This window comes from Paraburkholderia sp. RL17-381-BIF-C, assembly GCF_046026435.1.
GTDB lineage: Bacteria > Pseudomonadota > Gammaproteobacteria > Burkholderiales > Burkholderiaceae > Paraburkholderia.
The window spans coordinates 22,379-37,214 of the sequence record NZ_JARESX010000042.1 but is presented as its reverse complement, the minus strand read 5'-3'; the positions used below and the strand labels follow the sequence as shown (position 1 = coordinate 37,214).

11 protein-coding genes are annotated in these 14,836 nt (G+C 62.9%); 3 read left to right on the top strand and 8 right to left on the bottom strand.

Annotation, left to right across the window (positions count from 1 at the left end; genetic code table 11):
• Positions 1–57: 57 nt before the first annotated feature.
• The 4 genes from P0D70_RS23725 to P0D70_RS23710 are packed head-to-tail and all read right to left on the bottom strand — an operon-like array spanning position 58 to position 6,305.
• Positions 58–1,185, bottom strand: coding sequence for a hybrid sensor histidine kinase/response regulator (locus P0D70_RS23725; protein ID WP_091808113.1), 1,128 nt, complete (start codon positions 1,183–1,185; stop codon positions 58–60).
• Positions 1,182–1,820 (bottom strand): chemotaxis protein CheB, encoded by a 639-nt coding sequence (locus P0D70_RS23720; RefSeq protein ID WP_408186250.1) that lies wholly within the window; start codon positions 1,818–1,820, stop codon positions 1,182–1,184. Before P0D70_RS23720 ends, P0D70_RS23725 begins: the two co-directional genes overlap by 4 nt.
• Before the next feature lie 10 nt (positions 1,821–1,830).
• Positions 1,831–2,676, bottom strand: a complete 846-nt coding sequence (locus tag P0D70_RS23715) for a CheR family methyltransferase (RefSeq protein WP_091808107.1) — start codon at positions 2,674–2,676, stop codon at positions 1,831–1,833.
• 44 nt (positions 2,677–2,720) lie between these two features.
• Entirely contained in the window at positions 2,721–6,305 is a 3,585-nt protein-coding gene (locus tag P0D70_RS23710; protein WP_408186249.1) for a response regulator, read from the bottom strand.
• A 264-nt stretch (positions 6,306–6,569) separates the two neighbouring features.
• Between P0D70_RS23710 and treF the strand changes: the two genes are divergently transcribed.
• Entirely contained in the window at positions 6,570–8,384 is a 1,815-nt protein-coding gene (gene treF / locus P0D70_RS23705) for an alpha,alpha-trehalase TreF (protein WP_408186248.1), read from the top strand.
• A 59-nt stretch (positions 8,385–8,443) separates the two neighbouring features.
• Here the strand turns inward: treF and katE are convergent, their stop codons facing one another.
• A complete protein-coding gene (gene katE / locus P0D70_RS23700; RefSeq protein ID WP_408186247.1) occupies positions 8,444–10,567 on the bottom strand; it encodes a catalase HPII in 2,124 nt (707 codons plus the stop codon).
• Between the two features lie 118 nt (positions 10,568–10,685).
• Here katE and P0D70_RS23695 point away from each other — a divergent pair, with 118 nt between their 5' ends.
• Positions 10,686–10,811 carry a hypothetical protein gene (locus P0D70_RS23695; protein ID WP_408186246.1) on the top strand — a complete coding sequence of 42 codons (126 nt, stop codon included), beginning with the start codon at positions 10,686–10,688 and terminating at the stop codon, positions 10,809–10,811.
• Positions 10,812–10,867: 56 nt separating this feature from the next.
• Here the strand turns inward: P0D70_RS23695 and P0D70_RS23690 are convergent, their stop codons facing one another.
• Together P0D70_RS23690 and P0D70_RS23685 are read right to left on the bottom strand one after the other, a co-directional pair.
• Entirely contained in the window at positions 10,868–11,764 is an 897-nt protein-coding gene (locus P0D70_RS23690) for a MipA/OmpV family protein (protein WP_408186245.1), read from the bottom strand.
• A 332-nt stretch (positions 11,765–12,096) separates the two neighbouring features.
• Positions 12,097–12,627: an Lrp/AsnC family transcriptional regulator gene (locus tag P0D70_RS23685; RefSeq protein WP_408186244.1), complete on the bottom strand. Its 531-nt coding sequence runs from the start codon at positions 12,625–12,627 to the stop codon at positions 12,097–12,099.
• 162 nt (positions 12,628–12,789) lie between these two features.
• Between P0D70_RS23685 and P0D70_RS23680 the strand changes: the two genes are divergently transcribed.
• Positions 12,790–13,806 (top strand): 1-aminocyclopropane-1-carboxylate deaminase, encoded by a 1,017-nt coding sequence (locus tag P0D70_RS23680; protein WP_408186243.1) that lies wholly within the window; start codon positions 12,790–12,792, stop codon positions 13,804–13,806.
• Positions 13,807–13,929: 123 nt separating this feature from the next.
• Here P0D70_RS23680 and P0D70_RS23675 read toward each other — a convergent pair whose 3' ends face one another.
• Complete coding sequence (locus tag P0D70_RS23675; protein ID WP_408186242.1) at positions 13,930–14,820, bottom strand: LysR family transcriptional regulator; 891 nt, start codon at positions 14,818–14,820, stop codon at positions 13,930–13,932.
• Positions 14,821–14,836: the final 16 nt, after the last annotated feature.

Genomic DNA, 14,836 nt, shown 5'->3' with positions numbered 1-14,836 from the left:
ACAGCGCCACGCGCGAGCCATCTTTCACTGCCGGTTCAGCACCCCGGATGAGCGCGCTCACTTGCGCGTAAACGACCCGCGTTGGAACGTGACCATTCTCGGCAACTCGATCGTGAAGACCGTGCCCGTGGCTTCGTCTGAATGCACGCTGACGTTGCCGCCGTGCATGCGGGCGATCTCCTGCACGATATGAAGGCCGAGCCCCAGCCCTTCACGCGAGCGTGCGCCGCTATTGTTCGGCCCGAACGCCTTGAACAGGTGGGGAAACACCTCGGGCGGAATGGTCCCGCGATTGGCGACCTTCAGGCGCACTGAATCGACCGCTTCGCCATCCACTTCGACACCGATATCGCCGCCCGGCACGCCGTGATGCAGCGCATTGCTGACCAGATTCGACACGGCCTGCCAGACGAGGTCGGTGTCCCACGCGCCCGCGGTATTGCCGCGGCTCGCGAACACGATCCGCTTGCCGTTCTCCCGCGACGCGAACTCGTCGATCACCGAGCGGCACAGCGTCGCCAACTCGATCGAGCGCGGCTGCAACGGCAGGCGCCCGCCCTGCAAACGGGCCAGATTGAGCAACTGGTCGACCATGCGCGCCATGCGCAGCGAACTGTTCTTCACGCGCGCGGCGACAGTTGCCGATTGTTCGTCGGCGGCCGTGCGCATCAGGTATTCCGCCGACGCCAGCACGGCACCGAGCGGCGTGCGCAAATCGTGACTCAGCACCGCCATCAGCATCTCGTTGGCCTCCAGCATTTGCCGCGTGGTGACGAGCTGCGCGGCCAGTTGCCGTTTCTGCTGTTCGAGTTGCACGAACACGTCGACCTTCGATTGCAGAATGCGCGGATCGAACGGCTTGTACAGGAAGTCGACCGCGCCGGCCTCATATCCGCGGAAGGTGCGCGAAGCATCCTGGGCGGTCGCCGTCAGAAAGATGATCGGCACGTGCGAGGTTCGCGGGCTGCCGCGCATCAGCGCGGCCAGTTCGAAGCCGTTCATGCCGGGCATGTTGACGTCGAGAATCGCCAGCGCGACTTCGTGCTTGAGCAGCAGGTCGAGCGCCGCCGTGCCCGAATCGGCCACCAGCACGGCCAGATCCGGCCGCGCCAGCAAGGCCTCGAGCGCCGTGATGTTGTGGACGATGTCGTCGACGATGAGAATGTTCACGGGTGAATTCGTCATGGCATCGGGTCAAGAGAGGCCGGCAATGCGGCAAGCCGCCGGGCCATGGTTTCAGGAGTGTAAATAAATTGCGCCGCGCCGCGCTCAATCGCGGCACGCGGCATTTCGGGGGAGCCGGCGGTGTCCGGCGCCTGCACCCACGTGGCGCCGCCCAGCGCACGCACCCGCTTCAGGCCCTGCGCGCCGTCGTCGTTGGCGCCGGACAGCAGGATCGCCAGCAGGCGCTCGCCATACACGGCGGCGGCCGACTCGAACAGCACGTCGATCGAGGGGCGCGAAAAGCGCACGGCGGCGTCGGTGGAGAGCGCGACAGTGCGGTCCACTTCCACCAGCATGTGATAGCCCGGCGGTGCAATATGCACGCGGCCCGCCCCGATGCGTTCGCCCGCATCGGGCTCGAGCACCGGCAAAGCACAGCGGTGCGCGAACGCGCCCACCAGATAGCTGGGTGAATCAGGCGGCAGGTGCGTGACGATCATGACGGCCGCGGCAAAGTCCACGGGCAGCGCGCCGAGCAGCACGTTCAGCACTTCGATGCCGCCCGCCGAGGCGCCGATCACGACGAGCTCGTAGCCGCGTGCCGCTTCGGCACGCGGTTGAGGGTCGGCAGCAGGGTGAACAGATGAGCTTGGCATGGTGAGCGTGCTAGCGCTTCTGATAAATGCGTTCGCTCGGGCGGAACTCGTCGAACGCTTCGTAATGACGGGAAAAACGCAGGCTTTCCTTGCTGCCCAAACCCAGAAAACCACGCCGCACGAGCGCGTTCTCGAACAGACCCAGCGCGCGATCCTGCAAACCACGATCGAAATAGATCAACACGTTGCGGCACGATACCAGATGCGCTTCGAGGAAAACTTCGTCGGTGGAGAGGCTGTGGTCGGCGAACACCACGCGCTCTTTCAGCGAACCGGCAAAGCGCGCGCCGCCATACGCGGCGTGATAGTAGTCGGACAGCGAACGCTTGCCGCCCGCCGCCAGATAGTTCTGCGTGAAGCCCTGAATCCGGTCGAGCGCGTAGATGCCGGACTCGGCGCGCGCCAGCGCGTCCGGACTGATGTCGGTCGCGTAGAACAGTGTGCGCTCGGTCAGCCCCTCCTCGTCGAAGAGGATTTTCAGCGACCAGAGTTCCTCCCCCGTGCTGCATCCCGCTACCCACACCTTGATCGACGGATAGGTGCGCAGACGCGGCAGAACATGTTCGCGCAACGCGAGGAAATACGCCGGATCGCGAAACATGTCGCTCACCTGTACCGTGAGGTACTGGAACAGCCGCGAGAACTCGTCGCCGTTGCGCATGATGCGGTCCTGCAACTGCGACAGCGTCTTGAGCCCGAACTCGTCGAGCGCCTGGGACAGGCGGCGCCGCAGCGACGACATCGCATAGTGGCGAAAGTCGTGCTGATACTTGAGATAAATCGCCTCCAGCAGCAGTTTCAACTCGATGTCGAAATCGCTGATGCGTTGCGGCGCGTCAAATTCGGACTGACTCATTGGCACTCGCTCATGCGTACTCGCTCACGTGTTCCCTTCCCCTGCTAGCGTTGCCGCAACCACACGCGGCACAGCGCGACCAGCTTGTCCACGTCGATCGGCTTGGAAACGTAGTCGTCCGCGCCGGCTTCGAGGCAGCGGGTGCGGTCGTTCGCCATCGCCTTCGCGGTCAGCGCGATGATCGGCAGATGAGCGAACCGCGGATTGCGGCGAATCTCGCCCATCGCGGTCAAACCGTCCATCTCCGGCATCATGATATCCATCAGGATCAGATGTACTTCGGGACCGTTTTCCAGCGCTTCGAGCGCTTCGCGGCCGTTGCGCGCAATCTGCAGTTTCGCACCGAGCGGCTCCAGCACGTGCGAGAGCGCAAAAATATTGCGCACGTCGTCTTCGGCCAGCAGGATCGTGCGGCCCTCGAACGCATTATCGCGCTGACGTACCGTGCGCAGCATGCGCTGCTGCTCGGGTGCGAGCGACGACTCGACGCTGTGCAGGAACAGCGTGACTTCGTCGAGCAGCCGTTCGGGCGACTTCGCCCCCTTGATGATGATCGATTTCGAATAGCGGCGCAGGCGGTGCTCTTCTTCGTCGGAGAGCATGCGGCCGGTATACACGATGACGGGCAGCGAAACATGCGCGGTGTTCGTTGCGAGCCGTTCGAGCAGGTCGTAGCCGGTGCCGTCGGGCAGCGCGAGATCGGTCACCACGCAGTCGAACGAGACCTTTGCCAGATACTCCAACGCTTCCGCCAAGGTTGCGACCGCAACGATCTCGGTGTTTTCGCTTTGCAGGAGCGCGCGGATGCTTTCGCGCATCGGCGCGTCGTCCTCGATCACGAGCACGCGTTTGAGGCGCTGCTGCAAACGCGCTTCGAGGCGGCGGATCGCGGCTTCCATCGTGCTGCGCGCGGTCGGCTTAAGCGTATAGCCGATGGCGCCGAGGTGCAGCGCCTTGTCGGCGTGATCGGTGGCGGAGACGATATGGATCGGAATGTGCCGCGTGAGCGGGTCGTTCTTCAGCCACTCCAGCACGGTCAGGCCGGAGCGGTCCGGCAGGCCGACATCGAGCAGCACGGCCGCCGGGCGCATGTCGCGCACCAGTGTGAGGCCGCTCGCGGCGTCGCTCGCGTGGACGAAATCGAAGTCGAGTTCATGCGTCAGCTCGCGCAGGATTTCGGCGAACGCGAGATCGTCTTCCACGGCCACGATCAGACGGCCCGCACGCGTGCGGTTGTCACGGTCGTCGGCAATCGGGCGAATCGGCGTTTCGAGCGTAGTGCCCGTGCCGTGACCGCCAGTGTGGACGTTCATGAGGCCATTGGCGGGCGTGATCACCGTGGGCGGACTGCCGACCGAAGACGTCCGCGCCAGCAGCGGTTCTACCGCCGATCCGGCCGCGGCCTGGGGACCGGCCGGCGCCACGGCCGGTGCAAACACCGGCGCCGGATTGTGCGCGCCTGAGTTCGTGTTCAGGGCCGCTTCCGCATCGATCGGCAGCCACAGCGTGAACACGCTGCCCTTGCCGATCTCGCTCGCAACGGTAATGCGGCCGCCCAGCAAGCGCGAAAACTCACGCGAAATCGACAGACCCAGACCGCTGCCGCCGTATTGACGGCTGGTCGAGCCGTCCGCCTGCTGGAACGCTTCGAAGATCATGTCCAGCTTGTCGGGCGCAATGCCGATACCGGAGTCGCGCACGTCGATCCGCAGCATGCCGCCTTCAGCGGGTGCAACCGAGAGCGCCACCTCGCCGCGTTCGGTGAACTTCACCGCGTTCGAGAGCAGGTTGCGCAGAATCTGCGTGACGCGCTGGCCGTCCGTGATGAACGTATCCGGCGTGCCCGGCAAGCGGTCGAAGGTGAGCTGCAAATGCTTGGCGCCGGCCATTGGCTTGAACATTTCCTCGAGCGCCTGAAGGGTCGCGTCGATCGATACCGTTTCGAGTTCGACCGTGACCTGCCCGGCTTCGACCTTGGAAAGATCCAGAATGTCGTTGATCAGCACCAGCAGGTCGCTATTGGAAGCGTGAATCGTCTCCGCGTAGCGCACCTGTTCTTCGGTCAGATTGCCGGTGCGGTTCTGCTGCAGCAGCTTGGCGAGAATCAGCGAACTGTTCAACGGCGTGCGCAGTTCGTGCGACATGTTGGCGAGGAATTCGGACTTGTAGCGGCTCGACTGTTCGAGGCGCGCCGCGTTGGCCGCGAGGTCGTCCTGCGCGCGCAGCAGATCGGACTTTTGCCGCTCGAGACGCTGCGCGTATTCTTCCAGTTGCACGTTGGTCTGTTCGAGTTCGGCCTGCTGCGCTTCCAGCCGCGTTTGCGACTCCATCAGCGCGCGGCCGCGTTCTTCGAGCCCTTCATTGGAGACGCGCAACTCTTCCTGCTGCACCTGCAATTCTTCGTTCAGCTGCTGCGTTTCGGCCAGCGCGTCCTGCAACCGCTCGCGATACAGCGCCGCTTCGACAAAGTCGCCCATGCTGTTCGCGATCAGTTCCATGAACTCCTGGTCGCGCACAGTCAGCTCGCGCACAAAGCCCAGTTCGACGACGCCGTTGACATCGCCGTCGTTTTCGATCGGCATGATGAGCAGATTCTTCGGCACGCTCTTGCCGGTGGCCGACACCACTTGCACGTAATTGGCCGGCACATCGCGCAAGACCAGCGTACGGCGCGCCGAGGCCGCCTGCCCGATCAGCGTCTCGCCTTCTTCGAAATTGCGCGCCGCGGCCTGCTCGCTTTCACGGCTAAACCCATAAGTCGCGATGCGGCGCAGCGTGCCATGCCGTTTGTCGCGCACGTAGAGCGCGGCGACGACGGCGTCGAGATACTGTGCGAGGAAGTCGAGCATCGCGCGGCCCACGAGCGGCGAGGTAGTCTGACCGACGACCTTTTCGGCAAGCAGACGCTGCCCCGAGCGCAACCACACCTGCTCCTGCAGCATCTCCGTCTGGTCGGCCTGCTGCCGCAGCGCGCTGTCATAGGTGGACGACAGGCTCATCAGTTCGCGCCGCCCGATCCACGCGAGCAGACCGCTCACGCTCAGGCTGAAGAGCAGAAACACGCTCACGAGCGTGGTGGTGACGCGGCGCGTCGCTTCCGCGCGTTCCTGGCGCAGGCGCAATTCGACATCCAGAAAATCGCCGAATTCGCGGCGCGTTTCATCGAATTCGATCTTGCCACGGCCGCTCGCCACGGCACTTTCGAAATCCTGATTACGCCGGCGCGCGTCGATCATCTGTTCGGCGAAGTTACTCCAGCGTTGCTGAATCGCAGCGATCTGCTTGAGTTTTTCGACTTGGGGCGGGTTGTCGGAGACCAGCTCCTGCAGGGCCTCGATCTGAGTCTTGAATCGCGGGCCGCCTTCTTCATACGGCGTGAGGAAACTCTCGTCGCCCGTGATCAGGAAGCCGCGCATGGAGGATTCGCGATCGACCGCGAGGCGCAGCATTTCATTGGCCTGCCCGATTACGCGCTCGGAGTGCTCGGCCCAGTTCATGGTCGAAACCAGATACGCGATCAGTCCGACGAAGACCGCCATGGTCACCAGGCCGACACCCAGGGGCAACGCAATATTGCGGCGAATGATGCTGCGAAAACGATTCTGGTCGACGGCCTGAGATGCGGTCATTTTTTCTGTCTTCGGCTGGGCGAATCGTGGCGATTCGGAATATTTTTCGGGTATGTCGGGTGATTCATTTTGTCGCGCTACGACGGGCGTAATCATACAGGATGGGTGTTTGTTTTGAGATGCCCGAATGCGGTTTTAGGCTTACTGGGCGGGGCTGTTGCCGGCCGACGCAACTTTGCGCGACGCACGCGGGTCAATCATGCGAGGAATGCAATTTCGCCCCGTTCGATCATTCGATCGCCGCCCACTTTGATCTGGTAGCCGATGCCTTCTCACGCCTTCATCGCACTCTCCCGCAACCCGTTGCGCACCCTGCTCGCCGCCGCGCTCGTATGGCATGCGTCGGCGAGCGGCGTGGCGCAGGCAGCCACTGCGCCTGCTGCACACGACGGCATCGTGGCCGCCGCCGTGCACGTCGAGCCGCCCACGCAAGCGTCGCCCGTCGTACCGATTCCACCGTCGGAGCAATACCCCACGCTCTATCGCGATGTGCAGCTCGCGCATCTGTTTCCCGACAGCAAAACTTTCGCGGACATGGTGCCGCTTGCATCGCCTGCTGAGACCGCCGCCGCATACGCCACCGCGAAGCAACAGCGCAACTTCAGCCTCGCCGATTTCGTGAAGCACAACTTCACGTTGCCCACGCGCACGGCGAAAGCGTATGTCTCCGATCCCGATCAGGACGTGGTCGGCCATATCGATACGCTCTGGAATGTGCTGCGCCGCGAGCCCGATGCGACCGCGAGCCCGTGGTCCTCGCTGCTGCCGCTGCCGTATGCGTATATCGTGCCGGGCGACCGCTTCGATGAGATCTACTACTGGGACTCGTACTTCATCATGCTCGGTCTCGAACAGAGCGGCCAGCATGCGCTGGTGGTCGACGAACTGAAGAACTTCGCGACCTTGATCGACCGCTACGGCCATATTCCGAACGGCAATCGCACCTACTATCTGAGCCGCTCGCAACCGCCGTTTTTCGCGCAGATGGTGCGCCTCGTGGCCGAAAAAGACGGCGACGCCGTCTACGCGCAATACCTGCCCGAATTGCAGCGCGAATACGCGTACTGGATGGACGGCAGCGAAGGCCTCGCCGCCGGCCACGCAAACCGGCATGTGGTGCGCCTGCCCAACGGCACGCTGCTCAACCGTTATTGGGACGAACGCGCGACGCCGCGCGACGAGTCGTATCGCGAAGACGTCCTGACCGCGCAGCAGACTCCGCAACGCGACGCCGCCGATCTGTGGCGCAATCTGCGCGCGGGCGGCGAAACCGGCTGGGATTTCAGCTCGCGCTGGTTCGCCGACGGCAAGACGCTCGCCACCGTGGACGTGACCTCTCTCGTGCCCGTCGATCTGAATTGCCTGCTCGCCGATCTCGAGCGCACGCTGGCGAAGGCCTATCGCCTGCGCGGCGACATCACGCATGCGGAAAATATGGAGCAGCGCGCCGCCACCCGCGCCGACGCGATTCGCCGCGTGTTGTGGGACCCGCAGTTGCAGGCATTCGGCGACTACGACTTCGTGCATCACACGCTGACGCACAGGCTCACCGCCGCGACGGTGTATCCGTTATATACGGGCATAGCCAGCCGTCAGCAGGCGAAGAGCGTCGCCGCCACGTTGCAGCGCGAATTGCTGCGCCCCGGCGGTCTCGCCACCACACAGGTGGCGAGCGGCCAGCAATGGGATGCGCCAAACGGCTGGGCGCCTCTGCAATATCTGGCCGTGATCGGCCTGCGGCGCTACAGCGAACCGGCGCTCGCGCAAACCATCGCGACACGCTGGATCAGAACCAATGTGTCGTACTACCAGCACACGGGCAAGCTCGTCGAGAAATACGATATCGATGCGGCCACACCCGGCGTCTCAGCAGGCGGCGGCGAGTATCCGTTGCAGGACGGCTTTGGCTGGACCAATGGCGTGCTGCGCGCGCTGCTCGTGCTGTATCCGCAAGCGGTGCAGGCCTCGCGTCCCGGCGATATTCCCGAAGGGCCGGCGGGTGTGTCGGCGGCCGCCTCTGCTGCTGCCGCCGCGCCGAAGAATACGCACCGGCTGAATGGCGCGCGAGTCGCGCCATAGCATGAAAAAAGCCCTGGCCGGTTCGCACTGGCCAGGGCTTCGCACAACTCGCGAGACGCTTACGCCGGCACGGTTTCAGCCTGCTGCGCACGCGACCACACACGATGCTGGCCAGCCGCCTCGATGAAGGCCTTCAGCACGTCGGCGGCCTGTTTGTCATCGCCGGTAGCGACGCCGTCGGCATTGTCCGGCAGGTGCGCGGCGGCGAGCACATCGCACCCCGCGCCGATCGCCGCAATCGCCTTCAGATGCTTGAACGCTTCGAGCACGAAATGCCGCGCATCGCCCGATTGCGCGAGCGTCTTCGCACCCTGGTCGCCACCCACCACGATGACCGCGTCGAACATGATCGACGGCAATCCGGCAATCGTGGCGTCCGGGGCCATGCCGTCGATCGCGGCAAGCGTGGGCGCGATCAACATGGGCGCCGCGCCCTCGCCTTGCAGCGCCTGCTGAAGCTTCCTGATGGCGGCGCCGTCGGAGCCGGGCGCGGCCAGCAACGCAATCTTGCGGGTCTTGATGCCCGGCTTCACCCGGTTGAGCAGGCTCAGCGCCGGTGAGTCCTTGGGACCGGACAGCTTCGCCGTGCCCTTTTTCGGCGCCGGCAAACCCAACCCGGCGGCCACCTGCGCTGCGAGTCCCGCGTCGAAGTTGGCGAGAATTTCGTTGACCACGCGCGCGCGAATCTCGGGTTTCGTCACCTTGCCGAGTTCGAATTGATAAGCCGCGGCGATATGGTCTTTCTCCGGCTGGGACATGCTGTTGTAGAACAGCGCAGCTTGCGAAAAATGATCGGCGAACGATTCGCTGCGCACGCGAATCTTGGTGCCTTCCACGCGCTCCTGATAACTTTCGAAGCCGCCGTCCGACGGCGCCGGATCGGTTTCCTTCGGCCAACCGCCGCTCAGCGAATTCGGCTCATACGAGGCCTGTCCGACATTGATCGTCTGGCGGTGCATGGCGTCACGCTGATTGTTGTTGAACGGGCACACAGGCCGGTTGATCGGAATCTCATGGAAGTTCGGGCCACCCAGACGGCTGATCTGCGTATCCGTGTACGAGAACAAACGCCCTTGCAAAAGCGGATCGTTCGAAAAGTCGATACCCGGTACGACATGGCCCGGATGAAACGCGACCTGTTCGGTCTCGGCAAAGAAGTTGTCGGGATTGCGGTTGAGCGTCATCTTGCCGATGATCTTGACCGGCACCAGTTCTTCGGGAATCAGCTTGGTCGGATCGAGCAGGTCGAAATCGAACTTGTGTTCGTCCGCTTCTTCGATAATCTGCACGCCGAGTTCGAACTCCGGGTAGTCGCCTCGTTCGATCGACTCCCACAGATCACGCCGATGGAAATCCGGGTCCTTGCCCGCCAGCTTCTGCGCTTCGTCCCACAGCAGCGAGTACGAGCCCAGCACCGGACGCCAGTGAAATTTGACGAAGCGGCCCTTGCCTTGCGCATTCACGAAACGGAACGTGTGAATCCCGAAGCCTTCCATGGTGCGCAGGCTGCGCGGGATTGCGCGGTCCGACATGGTCCACAGCACCATATGCGCGGATTCGGGCACCAGCGAGACGAAGTCCCAGAAGGTGTCGTGTGCGGAACCGCCAGTGGGCATTTCGTTCGGCGCTTCCGGTTTCACCGCATGCACGAAGTCGGGAAACTTGATGGCGTCCTGAATGAAGAACACCGGCATGTTGTTGCCGACCAGATCGTAATTGCCTTCCTGCGTGTAGAACTTCACGGCGAAGCCGCGCACGTCGCGCACCGTATCGGCGGAGCCGCGCGGGCCCTGTACCGTGGAAAAACGCACATAAACCGGCGTTTGTGCAGCAGGGTCCTGCAGGAACGCGGCCTTGGTGTATTCCCGCATCGACTCATAGACCTCAAATACACCGTGCGCCGCCGAGCCGCGCGCGTGCACGATACGCTCGGGAATACGCTCATGGTCGAAGTGCGTGATCTTCTCACGCATGATGAAATCTTCCAGCAGCGAAGGGCCGCGCGGTCCCGCGCGCAGGGTGTTCTGGTTGTCGGAGATTTTGACGCCCTGATTGGTTCTCAGCGCTTCGCCTTCCGGACTGACTCGAAACTGTTCGAGATCCTTCGATTTCGCATCCGATTGCGGACCATTCGCCTGCGCGCTCTTCGCTGCGGGCTTCTGTGCGTTCGTTTTTCCTGCCATGAGAATCTGCTCCTTGCGTTCGGGGCGTGCCGGCGGGGGGAATCCGGTCTGACGCATTGGAGTGAGGCAGCAAGCGGTGTACCCGCGGGTAGGCCCGCGAGCGGCGCGATTATTGTTAATGCCGGTTGCTGTAGAGATTGCTGATGTCGTGGCGTTTGCCTATGCGGTGGCGATTACCTATGCGGTGGCGATTACCTATGCCGTGGCAATTGCCTATACCGTGGCGTTTGCCGATTGCCAATAGTTAGCGCTGCAGCGCGCCGCATTTGGGCGCCGCAGCTCAGCCCTGAACGCCCATTATCAGAAGCGGTAGTTGATGGAAATATCGGCTACGCCGTTGGCTTTGCGATGCGTCACCGGACTATTGCCCGCACTGCCCACCAGTTGTTCGAATGCGCCGTCCGCAGTGGCGAACCAGTGCTTGTCGAACAGCCACACCGCGCTAACGCCGAAGCCCACCGATTTGAAACCCGCGCTCGCGTGATATTGCGAAAACTGCGAATGCGCCGCCTGACTCTGATTCACGCCGAACCAGCTATTCATGTAGGTCGAGTCCGCGAGGGTCACATTTGGACCCGCGAACCAGAAGAACTGCTTGGTGCTGCCCGGCATCGGCATATAAGCGCCGAAATCTCCGGTCCAGCCATTCGAGCCGCCGAAATAGCGTCTGACGTCGGCACGCAGCACCAGCGGGAAATCCTTCGAAACCACATATTCGCCGGCCAGTTTGATACCTGGGGCGGGATTGATGTTACCGAGGCCGTTCAGTTCCTGCGGGTCGTCATGGCCGCGCCGTCCGAGATCGTAGACGGCCGCAAGACTGGCGCGCCAGTTCGGTCCCTGCGCGAAATTCACGCCGAAACCCTCGCCGCTCGATAAGAAGAACAGATCCTTGTAGCGCACGTCGACACTTGGACCGGCCATCAGGTGATACCGGTCGGAGCCCTCGTAGCGCGGCTGGAACGACGTTGCCATGCCGAGGCGCACCTGCCAGTCCGGAATATTCGGCTGCCACATCTTCTGTAGCGGAATGCCGACCGAATATTGCCATTCGCCGAGCGGCGAAGGTGTCTGTGCCGAAACCGAACCCGGTAGCGCGGCGACACCGCCAATGGTCGCGGCGACGAGTGACGTTGCCGCAATGCCTGCCTGTTTATTGCGGAGCCTGCCGCCCCGCTTCTTATGGTTCTTGAACACCAGAGTTCTCCGATCTCGCGACTCGCGAGGATGGTTATGTTTTCGCCCACGGTCCGCAATGGATAAAAAAGCCGAGCGCGGCCGCCGCCTAACTACGTACGGCATGTAACTTTTTCAGCGAACGTCACCCGCTACCCGGCAAAACACACGACTCGCACACGGCCGACACACCGTCAGTCAGGCATTTGTCTAAGCAGACCGGTCCGAAAGATTTGCCGATGGACGCACCATTGCAAAATGCGGGCCCAGCCCGTAGAAGGCGGGTTCGGATCAGGGATGACGAAGATCGGATGCGCGCGGGCAGGCGCGCGCGCCGGGGGATCGAAGCACGATCACAACGGAAATTTCGTGGTCGAGAGAATTTCCTTGAGCACCATGAACGAGCGGATTTGCCGGACTCCCGGCAGATAGAGCAACTGCTCCGCGTGCAGGCGGTTGAAGCTGTCGCTGTCGCGCGTGCGGATAGTCATGAAATAGTCGAACTCGCCGGTCACGACGTGGCACTCCATGCATCCGGTCACTTTCTGCGCCGCCTTCTCGAACTCGGCAAACGAATCCGGCGTGGAGCGATCCAGCACCACGCCGATGATCACCAGCATTCCCGCCCCCGCCGCCTTCGGGTCGATCAGCGCGACGATCGCGCGGATCAATCCGGATTCCTTGAGTCGCTCGACACGCCGCAAGCACGCCGGTGCGCTCAGCTTGACCTTGGCCGCCAGCGCCACGTTTGAAATCGACGCGTCGATCTGCAGTTGCCGCACGATCGCGCGATCGATGCGGTCGAGCGATTGCAGCGGATCGGGTTGAACGGCGGCAGCGGCAATGGCACCGTCGCGGGTCTTACGAAATTTTGTTGCGCTCATATGCCATTGGATACCATCTTTGTTAATCAATTTAAGTTAATCTTGTCCTAAAAGTATGCCGCCGGCAATTTTTTTGCAAGCACATTTCCAACGGTTTTACCTACCATTTCTCCAACGCGACGAGATGCTGTTCGCGTCAAACTTACCCGCCAAGGAGAGGCCATGAACCTGCAACGTTTCCCTCGTTACCCGCTCACTTTCGGGCCGACGCCGATCCAACCGCTGGCGCGTCTGAGCAAGCACCTCGGCGGCAAAGTGCATCTGTATGCGAAACGTGAAGACTGCAACAGCGGCCTCGCATTTGGTGGCAACAAGACGCGCAAGCTCGAATATCTGATCCCTGAAGCGCTTGCTCAGGGTTGCGACACGCTCGTGTCGATCGGCGGAATTCAGTCGAACCAGACGCGCCAGGTCGCGGCCGTGGCGGCGCACCTGGGCATGAAGTGCGTGCTGGTCCAGGAGAACTGGGTCAACTATTCGGACGCGGTCTACGACCGGGTCGGCAACATCCAGATGTCGCGCATTCTCGGCGCCGACGTGCGGCTCGTGCCCGATGGCTTCGACATCGGTTTTCGCAAGAGCTGGGAAGACGCGCTGGAAAGCGTGCGGGCCGCCGGCGGCAAACCGTATGCGATTCCGGCCGGCTGTTCGGACCATCCGCTCGGTGGCCTCGGCTTCGTCGGCTTCGCGGAGGAGGTGCGCGAGCAGGAAGCCGAATTGGGCTTCAAGTTCGACTACATCGTAGTGTGCTCCGTGACCGGCAGCACGCAGGCCGGCATGGTCGTGGGCTTCGCCGCTGACGAGCGCGCCGCTCGTGTGATCGGCATCGACGCTTCGGCAAAGCCCGCGCAAACGCGCGAGCAGATCACAAGAATCGCCAGACGGACCGCGGAAAAAGTCGGTTTGGAGCGCGATATCACGAGCGCGGACGTGGTGCTCGACGAGCGCTTCGCGGGTCCGGAATACGGGCTGCCGAATGAAGGCACGCTGGAAGCGATCCGCCTGTGTGCACGCACGGAAGGCATGCTGACCGATCCCGTCTACGAAGGCAAATCGATGCATGGCATGATCGAGATGGTGCGTAACGGCGAATTTCCGGAAGGGTCGCGCGTGCTGTACGCGCACCTGGGCGGCGTGCCGGCGTTGAACGGCTATAGCTTTATTTTCCGCGACGGTTAAACGCCGGGACGGGCGGCGGCAATGACACGCTGCGGCAGGCTCCCGTCAAGCGGGTCGCCGCGTCAATCGTACGGCTGAACCGGATTGCCGCCCGCATGGAATCCTCGCGCGGCACACACGGCTTTACGCCATCAAACGCGCCTTCAAATGCTCCCTCAAGAATTCCGCGAACGCCCGGATCGTGAGGGAGCTTTGTCTGTGCTGCGGATAAACGGCGTAGACGCTCGTCGCGGTGGGCAGAAAATCTTCGAGCACCGGCACGAGCTGACCGCTCCTTAGCGCGTCTGCGACGATAAAGTCAGGAAGCCGAACAATCCCCAAACCCGCAACGGCCGCATCGCGCACCAGCTCGCCATTGTTGGCGCGCAACGGACCGTGCACTTCGACGCCCTTCGTCACGCCATCGACGACGAACTCCCAACTCACCGCCCCGCCGTGGCCATACAAGAGGCACGAATGACGCGTCAGATCGCCTGGCACCACAGGCGCACCCCGGCGCCGCACGTAGCCGGGACTGCAGCACGCCACCACCCTGATGTCCACGAGCTTCTGCGCGATCAGCGTGGAATCGGGCAAGGTGCCGATCCGGATCGCCATGTCGAAGCCCTCGCCCACGACGTCGACGGTACGGTCGCTCAAGTCCATCTCGATGTGCACGTCGCCGTGTTCCCGCAGGAAGGTCGCGACGAGCGGCGACAGATGCGCCATGCCGAACGACATCGGCGCGCTCACGCGTAACAGCCCGCGCGGCCCGGCGCGCCGCAGCGACATGGCCTGCTCCGCGTCTTCGACCTCGCCGAGAATGCGTTTGGCGCGTTCGTAAAACTCCTGTCCCAGATCGGTCACCGCCAGCTTGCGCGTATTGCGGATCAGCAACTGCACGCCCAGCGTCTCTTCCAACCCCATTACCCGCCGGCTGACGAACTGCTTTGACAGCGACAGCCGGTTCGCGGCCGCCGTGAAGCTATGGGCGTCGACCGTGGCGACGAAAATCCGCATGTCGTCGAGCTGCATTGAATTGTCCACTCCA